Raw genomic sequence first — 17,094 nt, forward strand, 5'->3', positions numbered from 1 at the left:
TTATCATAAAAAAAATAAATATAATTGTAAACAGATCGTTATATAAAGAATACTGATGACACAGAATTTGGAAAGATTTATTTTTTGTTTTCTATTGTTCCTATTGATGGTACAGTTGTTTTCCTGCCATCAAAATGGCTCCCAGACATCTAAAAATAATAAAGAACAGGAAGATAATTCACTTACTTTAACCTATCAGGATACGTTACTAAAATATCTCTCTTTACAGGATTTTAAGGATCAGACTATCATCACTAAGAAAGTAAATGAATTTGGGAAAGATCAGTATTTCAATAAATCTGGCTATAATTGGATTTTTTTTGCGTATAACTACCTTTTGCAAGACAAAATTGATTCTATTGAAATTGCATTGGATAACTTGGATGGGAAGGTGTCACCAGATTTGCGTGTTCTGAAAGATTATTTTAAAATTAGGGCTAATTTTAGTTTTAATGATGTGACCAATATTGGTACGATGGAAAAAATGATTGATGCTAAGGAATATGCATTAGAAAATAAAAGTAGGTTTAGCTTTCTTTTTTTCAATCTATTGGCCAACGCAAACTATCGTCGGGCAGATTATAGGCAAGCATTAAAAGATAATGAATCATGGTACTCTTATCACCCCAATAAATACGATCCACATGTTGCGCAAGCGTATCAGGAAATCAAATTTATGCAGTACATCGAATTACATGATGATAACAAATTAAAAGAAACATTGGATAGCTGTAAATATTACGCTAACAGGACGGCGGATTCAGCGATAATCATGCGTATGTATAATCTGCAGTCACAATATTTCTTTAGCATCGGTAATAATCGCAAAGCAGTTGAGGCATCCCAAAAGTATTTTAATTATTTATCTTTGAGCAAGATGCTCAATTCCTATGCTTATGCTAATTTGGCAAAAAATTTCTTAAATAATCGTCAAATTGATTCGGCCATATATTATTTTAATGCGGGATTACAGTTTATCCGAACGCATAAAAGCAAGCAAAATAAATTATTCTTTTATCAAAATTTGCAATTAGCCTATGCATTAAAAGGAGATTATGAGCGGGCTTATTTTACATTGGATTCTGCTTATCAAGATTACAAAAATAGTATAAAAAACATTGAAAATGATCGGATAAACGAGATTAATACGCGATATGAAACCGAGAAAAAAGACCAGGCTATAAAACTTCTGAAAACAACCAATGCTTTTAACTATCAGATTATGGTTCAACAGCGGTGGATATTTGTCATTTTATTTGCTCTTATCTTTAGCCTTGCATTTTTCATCTATTATCGAAATAAGCAGAAATTATTGACAAATATAAATCAGCGTATAATTGCAGAAAATAGACAATTGATTTTAGAACAAAAGACACGGCAAAATCAGTTAAATCCACATTTTATTTATAATGCAATTGCTAATTTGCAAGGTTTGATTAGTAGCGAGCAAAAATCAAAAGCAAATCAATACCTCCTTCTCTTATCCCGTCAAATTCGAGATATACTCGAATTAAATAGAGAAGAGTATATTTCTTTGGACCAAGAAATTAAATCATTAAAGAATTATATACTTTTACAGCAGATGCGTTATCAAGATCTATTTGATTTTGAAATCGAGAGCGGTAATATTGATGTCGATGATGTCATGATTCCACCCATGTTAGTACAGCCGTTTGTTGAAAACGCTATTGAACATGCTTTTAAAAATTTAGATTATCGTGGTTACTTACAGATTCTTTTCAGTCAGACGTCAGATCAATTGCATATTGTTGTCAGTGATAACGGCAGGGGAGTGCAGTCTGATAAGATAAATACTGGGCATAAGACTTCTTTATCACAGATTATCACTAAAGAGCGTCTTGAGCTTATGTTTAATGATCCGATGCAAAAAGCAACGATTGAAATAAAACCCAATTATAGGGAAGATAATAGCGGATATTGTGTAGAAATCCATATCCCACTTGTTTTTACATTTTAATTAAATACGTGAAATGATGAAAGTTTATATTCTTGAAGATGAGCATAATATCTATTTGTATATTAAGTCTTTATTAGATGCGATACCCTATGTTCAAATAGTAGGGTATAGTCCATCCATTGCTCAGGCAGAGCGCGAATTGCCCATATCCAATCCGGATCTTATTTTAGCTGATATTCAATTAAAAGACGGATCAAGTCTATCCTTTCTTTCAGAGCTGAAATTGGACATTAATACCATTTTTATAACGGCTTTTAACCAGTATGCCATAGAAGCACTCAACATAGGTGCAATTGCGTATTTATTAAAGCCTCTTGTTCCGGAGCAATTTATCGAAGCAATTGAAAAATGTTATAAGAAAAATACAGAATTTAGATTCAACAGTATGCAGTTAAGCATGGCTGAAAACTATCTAAAGTCTCCTAACAGACCTCGGAAAATAGCGTTGCGTACATTTGAATATACCCAGATCGTCAATATTGATGATATTCTATATTGCCATGGCGACAAAGGTTATACCACATTCTATATCAAAGACAACAAACCTATGATGGTTTCAAAAGTCCTCAAACATTTTGAAACCATGCTTCCAGAATCAGATTTTATCCGTTGTCATCAATCTTATTTAGTAAATGCAAACTATATAAAAAAGTATTATAAAGATGGGCAGATTGAAATGTCTGATGGTAAAATGATCCCCGTTGCGACAAGAAAAAAAGATGTTATCCAACAATTCCTGAATGAAATATAAGCCCTAAACCAGCACATACCTTTTACATCAGCTTTATTACTAAAAAATGTAGCAGTATTCTTTATTGCTAAAATATTTAGTATTATATTTGTTTGTTATTAAATAGGAGGGGCTATGATGTTAGAAGATAAACAGGCTTTGATCAGCAAGCTTAAAAGGGATCTGCTTGCCTGGCAGGGGGTACCTGAAAGGTCAAGTGATGAAATTGCTATGGATTTGGGACCTTTGGAAAAAGCTTTTCCAAATGGTACTTTTCCCAAAGGTGTAATACATGAATTTGTTAGTTTTAGCCGTATGGATAGTGCTGCATCCTGTGGATTTATCGTTGGTATCCTTGGAAAACTGATGCAAAATGCCGGGATTTGTATTTGGATAAGCTCGGTACAAACCGTATTTCCGTCTGCAATCAGCACATTTGGGGCCGACCCTGCATCGATTATTTTTGTTTCCATGAAGCAGCAAAAAGATGTTTTATGGGCGATGGAAGAAGCGTTGAAATGTCCTGGTATAACAGCAGTATTAGCCGAAATACACCAACTGGATTTTGTTCAGTCAAGGCGGCTTCAACTTGCTGTAGAAAAAAGTAAAGTTACGGGTTTTATCCTCCAACATAATCCAAAGCTATTGTTGGCCACCACTTGTGCCGCACGTTGGAAAGTCACTTCTTTGCCTAGTCAATCGGAGGAAGGGTTACCCGGTATTGGCAACCCCTGTTGGAATGTCGAGCTGCTTAAAGTAAGAAATGGTACAGCAGCCAAAGGAAAAATAGTTTGGACTCCGAAGGGCTTTAAAATATTCTCCAACAAGGATGTCGAGTCAAAAAATTGGAACTATAATTATCAAAATCTTGGTTAGTCATGAAAAAAAGATTTGCGTCATTATGGTTTCGTTACTTAAAAACAGATTGGTTTACTGTGTGTAAACCACATTTGCAAGATATTCCCTTTGTTTTGTCGATCGTAGTTCAAGGAAAACTGATCGTTAGTGCGCATAATTTACTAGCAGAGCAAGCGGGCGTATATTCGGGTATGGCCATAGCGGATGCGCGGGCATTTATTCCATCACTTAAAATTATCCATGAACAAGCAGGACTGTCTGATAAATTACTCCATTTTATAGCTGGTTGGTGCATAAGGTATACACCGCAGGTTTCGATAGATGAACCCGATGGGATTATGTTAGATATCAGTGGTTGTGCCCATCTTTGGGGCGGAGAATTTGCTTATTTAACACATATTGCCTCTACATTTAAATACCATGGTTATACTGTCCGCATAGGTATTGCTGATACCATTGGTGCCGCCTGGGCGATAGCGCATTTTGGATCTGATGATAGTATTATAAAAGAACAGGGCCAATTGGAGGCTCTTCTGCCTTTACATCCAGCAGCATTACGGTTGGAAGATATTCAATTGAAGAGGTTGCAAGCGCTTGGATTACAGTCTATAGGGAGTTTTGCTCACATGCCCCGGGCAGTTTTGCGCAGGAGATTTGGCGCTAGTTTGCTGCTTCGACTAGATCAGGCCATGGGATTAGAGAACGAATTTATTATTCCTATAAAGTCTATTTTACCATATGAAGAGCGTTTACCTTGTCTTGAGCCAATATGTACACCAAATGGTATTGCATTGGCTTTAGAAGATTTAATAAATAAGTTGTGCAAACGATTGTCGGGTGAAGGTAAAGGATTACGGGCAGCCGAATTGGACTGTCATCGGGTAGATGGAAAAATAGAGACAATTACTATTGAAACAAGTCGTGCTACAGCTCAGGTAAAACATATTCTTCAGTTATTTGAAATAAAAATTCCACAAATTGAACCCGCATTGGGCATTGAATTATTTACGCTGGGTGCATCCAAAGTAGAGGCAGCAGATCCTGTTCAGGAAAATCTTTGGGACAATCGAATTGGACTCAAAAGTCCATTGGTTACCGAACTTTTAGATCGTTTAAAAAGCAGAGATTCCAGTTGTGAAATACTACGGTATGTTCCATCTGCACACTATTGGCCTGAACGATCCATGAAAATAGCTGCTTCTATGGATGAGGTCGTAACTGCTGAATGGCAAACCGAGCGTCCACGTCCGACACGACTATTAAAGGTTCCCGAGCGTATTATAGTCACAGCACCTATACCCGATTATCCTCCCTTACTGTTCCGCTATAAGGGAGATACCTATAATATCAGAAAAGCAGATGGTCCCGAACGTATTGAGCGTGAATGGTGGATTGATCCAGGTGAACATCGGGATTACTATGCCGTGGAAGATCTACAAGGCCGGCGGTTTTGGCTGTATCGATCTGGACATTACGGCGGACAGGCAGATGAATGGTTTTTACATGGCTTTTTTGCATAAAGATGAATTATTGTGAATTACAGATAACAAGTAATTTCAGTTTTCTCGAAGGTGCCTCACACCCCGAAGAATTGATTGAACAAGCGGCTCAATTGGGCTATCATGCTGTAGCAGTAACTGACCGTAATAGCCTTGCTGGTATTGTTCGTGCACATATAGCGGCCAAAAAAGCCGGTATACGACTTATTCCTGCCTGTCGCTTGGACTTACAAGATGGCCCTAGCTTACTGGCATACCCGACAGATAAAGAGGCTTATGGTCGACTTTCAACATTATTAACTGTTGGGAACTTAAGGACTGAAAAAGGCAGATGTGCGTTGTATAAAAAAGATGTGTTTCAATATGCTGAGGGAATTATGTTTATTATTTGTCCACCTGAAAAATTGGTGGCTGGTTTTGAGCTAGATCCTTTTTTTATTGAATTTGTACAGCAATGTCAACAGTTCCTCCAGGGCTTTCTTAGTCTAGGTATTAAAAAACTCTATCGTGGAGATGATTCAAAACTATTGTTTAGAATAAATCAACTGGGTAAACAATGCGATATTCCACTTGTTGTTGTCGGCGATGTATATTATCATATACCCGAAAGACGTGAATTGCAGGATATTTTAACATGTATCCGTCAAAAATGTACGATACAAACTGCTGGGTTTAATTTGCATCCCAATGCGGAGCGCTATCTAAAGTCAATCACTGAAGTTGAACGCTTGTTTAGGGGGTATCCAGAGGCTATCGAACAGAGTGTAAAAATTGCCAATGCTTGTCATTTTTCCTTAGATGATTTGAAATATGTATATCCAGATGAGTTATCTTCTAATGGGCGAACGACGCAGGAGGAATTAACCTATCTAACTTGGGAAGGAGCCAAGAAAAAATTTGACGGTGATATCCCCGATAGCATTCGGGAAACGATTCAAATGGAACTTGATTTTATCGAGCGTAAAAATTATGCTTCTTATTTTTTGACGGTATATGATTATGTTCGATTTGCCAAAGAAAAAGGAATTTTATGTCAGGGGCGAGGTTCAGCGGCAAATTCTACGGTTTGTTACTGTTTAGGAATTACCTCGGTAGATCCCTCTAAATATAGGCTTCTTTTTGCACGATTCATGTCCGATGCGCGCGATGAACCACCAGATATAGATGTCGACTTTGAGCATGAGCGTCGTGAGGAAGTAATCCAATATATTTATGAGAAATATGGACGCAATCGAGCTGCCATTGTGGCTACAGTCACACAAGTACGTTCAAAAGGAGCTATACGTGATGTTGGTAAGGCCATGGGACTATCTTTAGATGCTGTAGGGCGCTTAGCAGGCATAGTAAGTAGTCATTGGGATGATGTTATCAATTTGGAGCGTTTGGTTGAACAGGGCTTTAATCCCGATGACCAGCATCTGAGAAAAGTGCTGGAGTTGACGCATCAATATATTGGATTTCCGAGGCAATTGGGCCAGCATACTGGTGGGTTTGTAATTACACAAGGTAATTTACATGAACTCTGTCCTTTAATAAATGCTCGAATGGATAATCGAACCAATCTCGAATGGAATAAAGATGATCTGGAAGCTCTCGGTTTTCTGAAAGTAGATGTACTGGCTTTGGGAATGTTGACCTGTATCCGTAAGGCTTTTGAACTCGCAAAAAAACATTACGGAAAAGAGCTTACACTCGCCGATATTGGGGCAAATGACGATGAAGCAGTTTACGATATGATCTGCCATGCGGATACCTTAGGTGTATTTCAGATCGAAAGCCGAGCCCAGATGTCGATGTTACCACGATTAAAACCACGAAAATTTTATGATTTGGTCATTGAAGTGGCTATAGTACGCCCGGGACCTATACAAGGGGATATGGTGCATCCCTATTTACGTCGTCGAAATAAAGAAGAAAATGTTGATTATCCTAGTCAAGAGATCGAAGCTATTCTTAAAAAAACCTTAGGAGTTCCTCTTTTTCAGGAGCAGGCCATGGAAATTGCTATCGTTGCAGCGGGATTTACACCTGCAGAAGCCGACGAGTTGAGGCGTAGTATGGCAACATTCAAATCTAAAGGGCAGGTATCTTCTTTTCACAAAAAAATGGTCGATGGCATGGTCAAAAAAAACTATTCAGAAGAATTTGCCAATCGAGTCTTTAAGCAACTGGAAGGATTCGGTAGTTATGGTTTTCCAGAGAGCCATGCCGCATCTTTTGCATTACTGGTATATGTGTCCTCATGGCTTAAGTATTATTATCCCGATATTTTTGCTGCATCCTTATTGAATAGTCAGCCGATGGGCTTTTATCAGCCCGCTCAAATTGTTATTGATGCACAGAAACATGGTGTAATGGTACATCCTATTGATGTAAATTATTCAACCTGGGACAATACTTTAAAGGGTGAGATGGGTAAACCGCATGCCCTTCAATTGGGGTTACGCCAAATCAAAGGATTTTCCATGGAAGAGGCTGTTGTGCTAATTACTGGTCGGCACAACGGATTTTCATCCATTATAGGAATGATGGACGTCGGATTATCGCTTGCGACCTTAGAAAAGTTAGCGCATGCAGATGCGTTTAGGTCGCTGCATATGGACCGCCGGCAAGCACTTTGGGAGATTACAGCATTAGGTGATCGGCCAATTGAATTATTTAAAGGGCAAGCTTCTGAAAGTATAACCGAGGGACAGATCCAGTTACCATTGCTTACGGAAAGTCAGCATGTAGTTGCAGACTATGCAAAAACATCGCTATCCATTAAAGCACATCCGGTGAGCTTCTTGCGTGGAAAGCTAGATCTTCTCCATGTAGTGCCGACAGCAAAATTGGGAGGGATAAAAAATGATATGCCGATAAAGATATGTGGATTAATTACCGTTCGGCAACGCCCAGGAACCTCTAAAGGTGTTTTATTTATCACTATTGAAGATGATACAGGTTTTGCAAATATTGTGGTTTGGAGTACTGTGTTTGAAAAATATCGGAAAGAGATCCTTCGGGCAAAGCTCCTTATGATCGCTGGTAAAATTCAAGCTGAAGGAGAAGTTATTCATGTCATTGCTCAGCGCTGCTTTGATATGTCTGGATTGTTAAAGGATCTAACAGCAGAAAATGATAATGCTGCAGGCGTTTTTCATAAAGGAAGAAATTTTCATTGATCTCTCCCTTATTAATCTCATTTTTGAAGTAAATGCATTTACTCCGCGTAGGTAGCAAGCATTCTAATCTATAGGAAATTAAAAGATATGATCAAAAATATTCTCGTAAATACGATTGAAATTGATAAAGCCACTATTCGGGAATTCATTAAACAGGGCGATGTAAATAGTGCTATTGATCTGATTGCCATACAAGCGAATGTAACGTATAAAACTGCCCGTGATATTGTAGAGATGTTTAAAGAAGACCAGATTGATCTTTTTGATGGTAAAGACCTATTTCTGGTGGATTACGATCTAGTAGCTCATAGCAATGATATTAAAACTGCAAATCCCAAGGCATCTTCTTTTTTGGAAGTTGAAACAAATGAGAGTGGCCGAACCAGTATTTGGAAGTCATTTTTAATATTTTCTGTCCTTGCCCTATTGGCTTTTGTTATCTTAAATTACGTTGTGGGTTTTAACCAAATAGGGCACCATATTTCAGAATTTACGCAGTTATTTGATAAAAGTGCCGGCTCATCTGCCATTGATGCTGATACATCCAAACAAAAAGTTTTACGAGCGGGTGGTGTCACTCGGGTTGCAGATGTGGAAGACTTATATCCCGTCGATACCAACCTTCTGCCCTTTGACTTGAGGGCCGCAGAAATAGAGCGAATAAATCGTGCTCAGTTGGATCAATTGAGACCGGCGAAGCATTCACCAACGGATGAAAATGCGCAACGTGCTTTAATTCAACTTACAAATGGGCATTTGACAGACGTTATTGGTCAGCAAAAATTAACTGTAAAAATAGGAACGTGTTATGAAAATTCGACCAGGAAAGATAAGCAAGCTTGCGTGAGTTGTATGATATTACTTTATAATAGGGAAAAGAAAAACTGGCAAGAAGCTCCCAATGGTGAAAATTTTCTGCGTAATGCCTATGATTTTTATTTGCCCAGCGGTTCTGGTCAATGGGAAGCGAGCCCGCTGAGCATGTCCATTCCCTATGATTATGCTTTGGTAAACAAATATAAGGCAATGGAGTAACTACTTTAATTTTCTGCAAGATATGGTAAGTATAATGCTGAACTAAACTATGTTCTATTTTACTTTTTAGAAGGTAAACATGCTACTGCACACACGACACTCAACAGCAATATGACCGATATTGACATTGAGTAGCCATAGGATGAGGAGATATGCTGCCAACCAAAAAAATTGCTTTCTTTTTGATGGAGAAATACACCAACAATACAAGCAATGCCTAGGCAGATCGATAATTGTTGTATGGTAAGATAAACGGCAGTGGCGTCAGCAATTAATCTCTCATTGAGATCTTTTAAAGCAAGTGTCATTAATGCGGGCAATACACTGCCACAGCCAATACCATAAAAAAAGAAGAGTGCATGTAATTGATCATGATCTAAAAACTGTGTATTGAAAATAAAAAGATGAGACAACAAGCCCAAAATCATAATTCCTAATCCATTAAGTATAACTATTTTTCCATAACGCTGTATTAATCTACTTACAATAACGCTAGCGAGTACATAACCCATGCCTTGGTAAATAAAGGCAATTCCAGTCATTGTAGACGTATAATTTTTTTGATTTTGAAGGTAATTGGAATTAATGATAAAGTAGGCATCCTGAACCATATAATAAGCTAATGCAGCGAGAAGCCCTATGTTGAAAATCCGATTGTTGAATAGGAAGAAATTTAGTAGGGTAGGATAACCTTTTTGTTGTAGTTTTCGTTGCTTTTTTAGAAACAATAAAACGAAAAAAAGTGTTCCTCCCAACAGGAATTGTGACCACAACGGCCATTTCAACTCCGGACCCATGATTAATGGAAAAATTATCCCCATCAAAAGTGCAAACAATGTGAGCATTGGCATAAAAGAGATCGAAGACTTTACACTGGAATCATCTTTAGGCGTATACCGATATATAGCAAAGAAGGCAAGAAATCCAATAGGTACATTGATTAAAAAGATAAGGCGCCAGCTTTCGTTTATCCAGGTTTGATCCGGGAGTATTCCACCCAATAACTGACCTATCACCGAAGCAATACCTGCTATACTTCCATAGATGCCCAATGCCATGGATCTCTTTTCTGGATTTTCAAATAGTAAAGTGATCAGTGCAATACCCTGTGGAACCATCAATCCAGCACTAATTCCCTGGGCCAGCCTTCCGAGCAATAAGGCGTAGAGATTGCTTGAAACACCACATAAAAAAGAAGCGAGGGTAAAACCAGCCATTCCAACTAAATATAACTTTTTCTTTCCATAACGATTGCCGGCATTGCCGGCATAAATCAAAATACTTGCGTAACCAACAATATAAAGTACAATAATCCATTGCGTATCACTATTACTTAAGTGTAGCGCATGTTGAATGTTCGGAAGGGAAACATTCAAAATAAAAAGGTCGATGACGAAAAGAAATACAGCAGTTGAAAGAAACAAAATATGAAGTAGATCTTTAATTTGAAAGCTCATATAGAAAGTTTTTAATATTTTTACGGCTAAAAATAGTTTGGATATTTTTTTAAGTCAAGTAGTTACAAATTATGTACTTGGTATGTTTTTATGAACTAATGGTTAGTATCAGGTGATTATGAATGAAAAAAAAAGTGAAAATTTTGGCGCTTGTTGTGATGTCAATGGAATTTTTAAGATAATAGGTGGAAAATGGAAGGTATTGCTCATTAAAGCTATAGCGAAACAATGTCCCAAAAGATTTGGTGAGCTTAGGCGTGAAATGGAAGATTTGGCGCAAACGACATTGACTGTTCAGCTGCGCGAGCTCGAACGTGACGGAATTTTATGTAGACAGATTTATGCCGAATCTCCGCCACGGGTAGAATACAAACTCAGCGAGTTGGGAAAAACTTTATTGCCGGTCATCGAACGTCTTGATGAGTGGTGGGCAAGTTACCAGGACGAAAGGGGATAGATGGAAAACGAATACAATAATCGAATTAATTCCAACTGCCTTTTTGAGCACGTATATACCGGAATGATTTGAAATGCTTACGACGTCTTGCTTATAGCAAGACGTCTTCATCAGTGGTTCCTTTAGATAATAAGTCGGAAATACTCCGCAGTGTTCTTTGAGAAATTTCTGTTAACGCTTCAGTGGTGAAGAAAGCCTGATGTGCGGTTACCAAAACATTAGGATAACTCATTAATAGTTGTATGGTCTCATCTTCAATAATTGTCGTTGATAAATCTTTAAAAAACAATTTTTCCTCCTGTTCATACACATCAATACCCAGTAGTCCAATCTTACGCTCTTTAAGCGCTTTGAGAACATCATTGGTATTAATTAAGTTACCTCTACTTGTATTAATAATTGTAACGCCATACTTCATCTTATCCAATGATTCCTTATTAATCAGATAGTGGTTGTCGGGAGTGAGCGGACAATGAAGAGAAATGATGTCTGATTCCTTAAAGACCTCATCCAACGATTTATAATCGACGCCTTTTGCTGCAAGCTCAGGATCTGGATATAAATCATAGGCAATTACATTCGCGCCAAACCCTAAGGCGATTTTGATAAAAGCCTTTCCAATTTTTCCAGTGCCAATTACCCCAATTTTTTTCTGATAAAGATTGAAGCCCAAAAGTCCATGCAATGCGAAATTTTGCTCCCTAACCCGATTATAAGCTTTATGCGTTTTACGATTTAATGTCAATAACATGGCCATTGTATGTTCAGCAACTGCTTCGGGAGAATAAGCAGGAACTCGACACACTTTTATTCCAAACTCCCGTGCCGCCTCTAAATCAACATTATTAAAGCCCGCACAGCGCAAGGCTATCAACTCAACGCTTTTTTCAGCAAGTACTTCGATAACTTGTCGGTTTAGTTTATCATTGACAAATGCACAGATTACCTTCTCGTCTTCAATAGCATTCACAATGTGTGGCCCTAGATGCGTTTCATAAAAATTAAATTGAAAGCCATAGGTACTGTTTTCCTTTTCAAAGAATAACTTGTCATATGGTTTTGTGGAAAAGAAGGCGATTTTCATAAATTGTTTGCTGCGTATTAGTATACTATAAATATACAGTATAAATTAGTTAATTGGGGGATATACCAGCGGTTTAATTTACTCCATTCACATTAAACTATTGCACTTAGCGTGTTAAGACTATTAAATAATAAGTTGAACAATATCTTGGTGAATACTTGAAATCAACATGCTAAAGCATGCTATGAATTGAAATCAATGCTAATTAATTTTTGCAGTCTTGTAGTTGTGCGTCTACAACGACTTTTGTTTTTTTTTCTAAACTTTGTCGTACTATGAAGTACTAAAATTAAAGCCCCTATGAAGAACGAAAAGAAGAGAATGACGATAATAGTATTTTAGAAGGATTTAAGGTAGGCACCAATGATTATATTAAAAAACCTATTTCTCCGTATGAGCTGATATCGCGTATACGGTTAAGGATAGGTCATGCTGAATCAACGGTTGTGAGCTATTTTGCTCGTATCTATCCGTAGGATAAATTTTTATATGATGTGGAAGTGTATGTTAGGTCTATTGTCATTGGTAACGATAGTGCAAGCACAAGAGCGAATTACATTAGTTGAGTATGGGAAAACAGATTATATCATTCAAGCGGATATAGACAATCCTGTTTCAATGCAAGCCGCTGGTGTTATCAAATCTTACACAAAAGAAAGTACGGGTGCAGACTATGCTATACAAGCTAAAGTTGATGTTTCGGATGCTATTATCCTAGAAAGCCTACCCATAACGGAATCCTTTCCTGAGGATAGTTATTCTATTGATGTTGTGGGAAAGACGATTTGGATTAAGGGGAGTGGCAAAGGAGTGCTATTTGCGGCATACCGTTATGTAAGGGATATCATTGGCGGAAGAAAATGGTATGCAGGTCATGAAAACACCTATATTCCTAAGTCTACTAGTTTATATGTAGCTGCAGATCTAAAAATTTTTTCAAAACCAAGTTTTCAGTATAGAGAGGTCTACTTCCCTGTAGAACTGGATCAGGAATACATGGATTGGTATGGGCTACATTATTTGGAAGACAAATGGGGGGATTGGGGACACACGGCCAGTAAAATATTGCCACCATCGATTTATTTTAAAAGTCATCCCGAGTATTATTCTCTATTTGATGGGAAGCGCCAGCCGGCTCAGCTTTGCCTCTCTAATGAAGATGTCTTTACACATACCGTTGTTTACTTTAAGCGCAGGATGGTTGAAAATCCGAAGGCTATTTATTGGTCTATTGCGGCTAATGATGATAGGGGAAGCTGTACGTGCGATCGTTGTCAGGCTATAGATAAGCGCGAAGGGGGACCGCAAGGCTCATTGATACACTTTGTAAACCGGGTAGCCGCAATTTTTCCAGATAAGAAATTCACGACATTGGCTTATCTTGAAACGGCCAATGCACCTGCACATTTATGTGTTGCAGATAATGTGTCAGTTATACTAAGTAATATTGATGCTTTCCGGAAAAATGATATCACTGTTGAATCCTCGGCTGCAACTTTCAGAAGGCAATTGAGCGCTTGGAAATCCAAAGCTAAACATGTCTTTGTATGGGATTATTTGACCCAGTTTACCAATTATCTTGCACCATTTCCAATTCAAGGAACGATGCAGAAAAGTCTACATTATTTGAAAACACAAGGGGTAGAAGGCATCTTTTTACAGGGCGGTGGAGGGACTTATAGTGATATGGCGGAGCTAAATGCCTATGTTTTGGCCAATCTTGCCTGGGATACGAACGTTCGCTCAGAAGATCAATTGATGAATGAATTTATCGAGGGCTATTACGGTAAGGCCGGGCCTTTTGTGAAAGCATACCTTAAACAGCGAAGAGGTCGTTTGCCTGGGCCGTCCTCTGCTCTGTCGATTTATGGAAATCCAATTGATAATAGAATTGATTTTTTAAGTCCAGAGGCCATGGATCAATATAGGATGTTATTAGAAAAGGCAGAAGCTACCAGTAAGGATAATCCCTTATTGGCATCACGCGTTAGACGTATCCAATTGGGGCTGGATTATACCTATTTGCAGCAAGCAAGATTTTACGGCTCCCATGATCGTGGTATATTTGTGCGGGATGGTAATCGATGGGTAGCGAAACCAAGTGTAGCGCGCAGGGTCGCTCAATTCGTTGAAGATGCCAAAAGGCTAGGGGTAATAGAACTCGCCGAAGCTGGAGCATCGCCTGATAGTTATTCAAAAGAATGGACTGACATCTTCAATACCGGAGTTAGAATAAATAAAGCTTCAGAAGCAAGTATTACATCGAAAAATCCATTTGAACCATCATCCCCAGCAAATGGGTTAAAGACATTAACGGATAGCGTTCCGGGCTATTTGGATTATAGTTACAATTGGCTATTGTGGAATGGTAAGCCAATGGATATTACTTTCCACTTTAAACAACCAACACAAATAGATACAATCGAACTCAATTTTCTGAAAGATGCCCGGCATTGGATATTTCCACCAAACGAATTACATATTTCTGTCGCTATAAATGGGAAAGATTTTCGAGAAGTATCCGTTCAGAAGCATGCATCCATGAAAGAAGATTATAAGGTGGATAAAGTCCGATATCAAACATCAATAAATAGCAAGGTTACTGCTATTCATATTTATGCTGTCCCATTTAGAAAATTACCGCTATGGCGTAATCATCCCACAAAGCATCCACTGATGGCGTGTGATGAAATTTGGTTATACTGATCGGTTGAAATACTTTATTTAATTTCCAATAGTTGTAGATATTGTTCTACAATAAATATTTTGCGACTTTAACTTTATATGGATAGTGGTTAAATTAGAGTTAACTAAGTTGTAAATAGAATGCTATGGAAATTAAAACATCTTCAAAATTTTTCGCTGAACTAATTGGGACATTTGGTTTAGTGCTTTTTGGTTGCGGTGCCGCAGCGATTGCAGGAGCCAATACCACGGGGGGGCTCTCTGGTCTTGGTCTGTTGGGCATCTCCGTGGCTTTCGGTCTTTCGGTAGTCGTTTTTGCTTATGCGATTGGAGGGCTATCGGGATGCCACATCAATCCAGCCGTGACTGTTGGTGTGTTATTGGCAGGACGTCTGTCTGCCAAACATGCGGTTGTGTATATTGTTGCTCAATTTAGTGGTGCGCTTTTGGCCGCTTTGGTTTTGCAACAGATTTTATTGGGGCAGTTGGCTGGATTTACAGCAGGTGAATGGGCCTTTGGCTCCAATGGCTGGGGGAAGGGGTATCAAAATGAATATGGTACACCTTCAGCCTTTCTAATTGAATCCGTGTTAACCTTTCTCTTTGTATTTGTTATATTGGTAACGACATCGAAATTTGGCAACAGCACCATGGCTGGACTTGCCATCGGTTTTACACTTTTATTAATTCACTTAGTTGCTATTCCAGTGACGGGAACATCCGTTAACCCAGCCCGTTCGTTTGGTCCAGCTGTTTTAGCTGGAGGGCAAGCATTGTCTCAACTATGGCTGTTTATTGTTGCACCACTCGTAGGGGCCATCGCTGCAGCTGCAGTATGGCGAGTTTTGGAGCCCAAAGATTAGTTTATTCCGCTTTCATTTAACGAGTTTTATAGGCAGGCATCTACGTATTAAACTCGTTAAATGAAAGTAGAACGTTGCTGGCAATAAACCTATCTGAAATTCGATAGGTCAGTAATAAAGTTCACCACCTGTTCCTCTTCGGTAGCCCAAGAGGTAATTAGGCGAATAGCAGCATTATCATGATCTATTTCTTTCCAAATGTAAAACTGATATTTTTGACTCAATACCTGAATGAGAGACTTTGGTAAAATAGGGAATAGCTGGTTTGTAGTGGAATCAGTTAAAAACGAGTAGCCCTTTTCTTTAATTGCTTTGGTGATTTGCATCGCATATGAATTTGCTTTTTGCGCTAGTTGAAAATACAAATTATCTTTAAACAATTCGAGAAACTGAACGGATAACACACGACCTTTGGCTAGTAAAGCACCTTTTTGTTTGATCGCATAATCGAAATCCATCGCCAATTCGGACTTATTGAAAATGACAGCCTCTCCTAAAAGCGCACCGTTTTTTGTACCTCCAATATAGAATACATCACAATATTTTCCAAGATCTGATAGCGCTAAATCATTGTTTTCCGCTGTCAATGCATGTCCTAAACGGGCACCATCCAGATAGAGTAGCAAGTGATGTTGCTGACAACATCCGAATAACGCCTGTAGTTCTACCAAGGTATAAATTGTCCCAATTTCTGTAGAATTTGAAATATAAACTATTCGTGGTTTTACCACGTGTGGCGCTAAAGCATGCTCTTTCAATGTTCTTATGATATCGTCAGGAGTTAATTTTCCATTTATAGTTTCTATGGCAATAACTTTATGCCCAGTTGCTTCAATAGCACCAGTTTCATTGGCAGATATATGTCCAGTCTTTGCACTAATGACGGCTTCATGAACGCGTAAGAGAAACGATAGTACCAATAGATTGGTCTGTGTCCCTCCAGATAAAAAATAAACGGAGGCTAGTTCATTAGCTATCTTTCTCTTTAAAATGGCTTTTGCTTCTTTAGCATATTCATCCTCTCCATACCCAGGTTGCTGTATGAGATTTGTTTCAATAAGTTTATCTAAGATGCGGGGATGCGCCCCTTCTGAATAATCGTTTTTAAAACTATACATAGATTTATTTTTTAGTTGACCTGCTCTTAACTATTTTGTTCTAACTGTTACTAGCATTAGCAATGAATTTTGACCGAATCAAATGTATAAATACATTACCGTTTTTTTATAATCTTAACCTTGAAAAAGATTTCTTTTTGAACCACTATAGCTGCATTTTTGAAAA

Annotated in this window: 12 protein-coding genes; 9 read left to right on the forward strand and 3 right to left on the reverse strand. The window is 38.2% G+C overall.

The genetic code is table 11. From position 1 onward, the window contains the following. The first annotated feature begins 55 nt into the window (after nt 1–55). From B3139_RS11295 to B3139_RS11320, 6 genes are all read left to right on the forward strand, one after another. Complete coding sequence (locus B3139_RS11295; RefSeq protein ID WP_293883040.1) at nt 56–1,978, forward strand: sensor histidine kinase; 1,923 nt, start codon at nt 56–58, stop codon at nt 1,976–1,978. Between the two features lie 13 nt (nt 1,979–1,991). Continuing rightward, nucleotides 1,992–2,729, forward strand: coding sequence for a LytR/AlgR family response regulator transcription factor (locus B3139_RS11300; protein ID WP_293883043.1), 738 nt, complete (start codon nt 1,992–1,994; stop codon nt 2,727–2,729). A gap of 114 nt (nt 2,730–2,843) precedes the next feature. Then, nucleotides 2,844–3,584: an ImuA family protein gene (locus tag B3139_RS11305; protein ID WP_293883046.1), complete on the forward strand. Its 741-nt coding sequence runs from the start codon at nt 2,844–2,846 to the stop codon at nt 3,582–3,584. Between the two features lie 2 nt (nt 3,585–3,586). Continuing rightward, the gene (locus B3139_RS11310) at nt 3,587–5,086 is read left to right on the forward strand and encodes a Y-family DNA polymerase (RefSeq protein ID WP_293883049.1); all 1,500 of its coding nucleotides are present in this window, start codon (nt 3,587–3,589) and stop codon (nt 5,084–5,086) included. A gap of 2 nt (nt 5,087–5,088) precedes the next feature. Beyond that, nucleotides 5,089–8,229: an error-prone DNA polymerase gene (locus B3139_RS11315; RefSeq protein ID WP_293883051.1), complete on the forward strand. Its 3,141-nt coding sequence runs from the start codon at nt 5,089–5,091 to the stop codon at nt 8,227–8,229. Between the two features lie 87 nt (nt 8,230–8,316). Continuing rightward, nucleotides 8,317–9,264 carry a hypothetical protein gene (locus B3139_RS11320; protein WP_293883053.1) on the forward strand — a complete coding sequence of 316 codons (948 nt, stop codon included), beginning with the start codon at nt 8,317–8,319 and terminating at the stop codon, nt 9,262–9,264. Between the two features lie 59 nt (nt 9,265–9,323). On the opposite strand, the gene B3139_RS11325 is transcribed toward B3139_RS11320, so the two are convergent. Then, nucleotides 9,324–10,721, reverse strand: a complete 1,398-nt coding sequence (locus B3139_RS11325; protein WP_293883056.1) for an MFS transporter — start codon at nt 10,719–10,721, stop codon at nt 9,324–9,326. A gap of 118 nt (nt 10,722–10,839) precedes the next feature. Here B3139_RS11325 and B3139_RS11330 point away from each other — a divergent pair, with 118 nt between their 5' ends. After that, nucleotides 10,840–11,178 (forward strand): winged helix-turn-helix transcriptional regulator, encoded by a 339-nt coding sequence (locus B3139_RS11330; RefSeq protein ID WP_293883059.1) that lies wholly within the window; start codon nt 10,840–10,842, stop codon nt 11,176–11,178. 91 nt (nt 11,179–11,269) lie between these two features. Here B3139_RS11330 and B3139_RS11335 read toward each other — a convergent pair whose 3' ends face one another. Next, nucleotides 11,270–12,262 carry a 2-hydroxyacid dehydrogenase gene (locus tag B3139_RS11335; protein WP_293883062.1) on the reverse strand — a complete coding sequence of 331 codons (993 nt, stop codon included), beginning with the start codon at nt 12,260–12,262 and terminating at the stop codon, nt 11,270–11,272. Between the two features lie 489 nt (nt 12,263–12,751). Here B3139_RS11335 and B3139_RS11340 point away from each other — a divergent pair, with 489 nt between their 5' ends. Then, on the forward strand, nt 12,752–14,968 hold the full coding sequence (locus B3139_RS11340) for a DUF4838 domain-containing protein (protein WP_293883064.1): 2,217 nt from the start codon (nt 12,752–12,754) through the stop codon (nt 14,966–14,968). 125 nt (nt 14,969–15,093) lie between these two features. Then, complete coding sequence (locus B3139_RS11345) at nt 15,094–15,810, forward strand: MIP family channel protein (RefSeq protein ID WP_293883066.1); 717 nt, start codon at nt 15,094–15,096, stop codon at nt 15,808–15,810. Between the two features lie 89 nt (nt 15,811–15,899). Here B3139_RS11345 and B3139_RS11350 read toward each other — a convergent pair whose 3' ends face one another. Beyond that, a complete protein-coding gene (locus B3139_RS11350) occupies nt 15,900–16,928 on the reverse strand; it encodes a threonine aldolase family protein (RefSeq protein WP_209579268.1) in 1,029 nt (342 codons plus the stop codon). Nucleotides 16,929–17,094: the final 166 nt, after the last annotated feature.

Source organism: Sphingobacterium sp. UBA1498 (assembly GCF_002325125.1).
Taxonomy (GTDB): Bacteria; Bacteroidota; Bacteroidia; order Sphingobacteriales; family Sphingobacteriaceae; genus Sphingobacterium.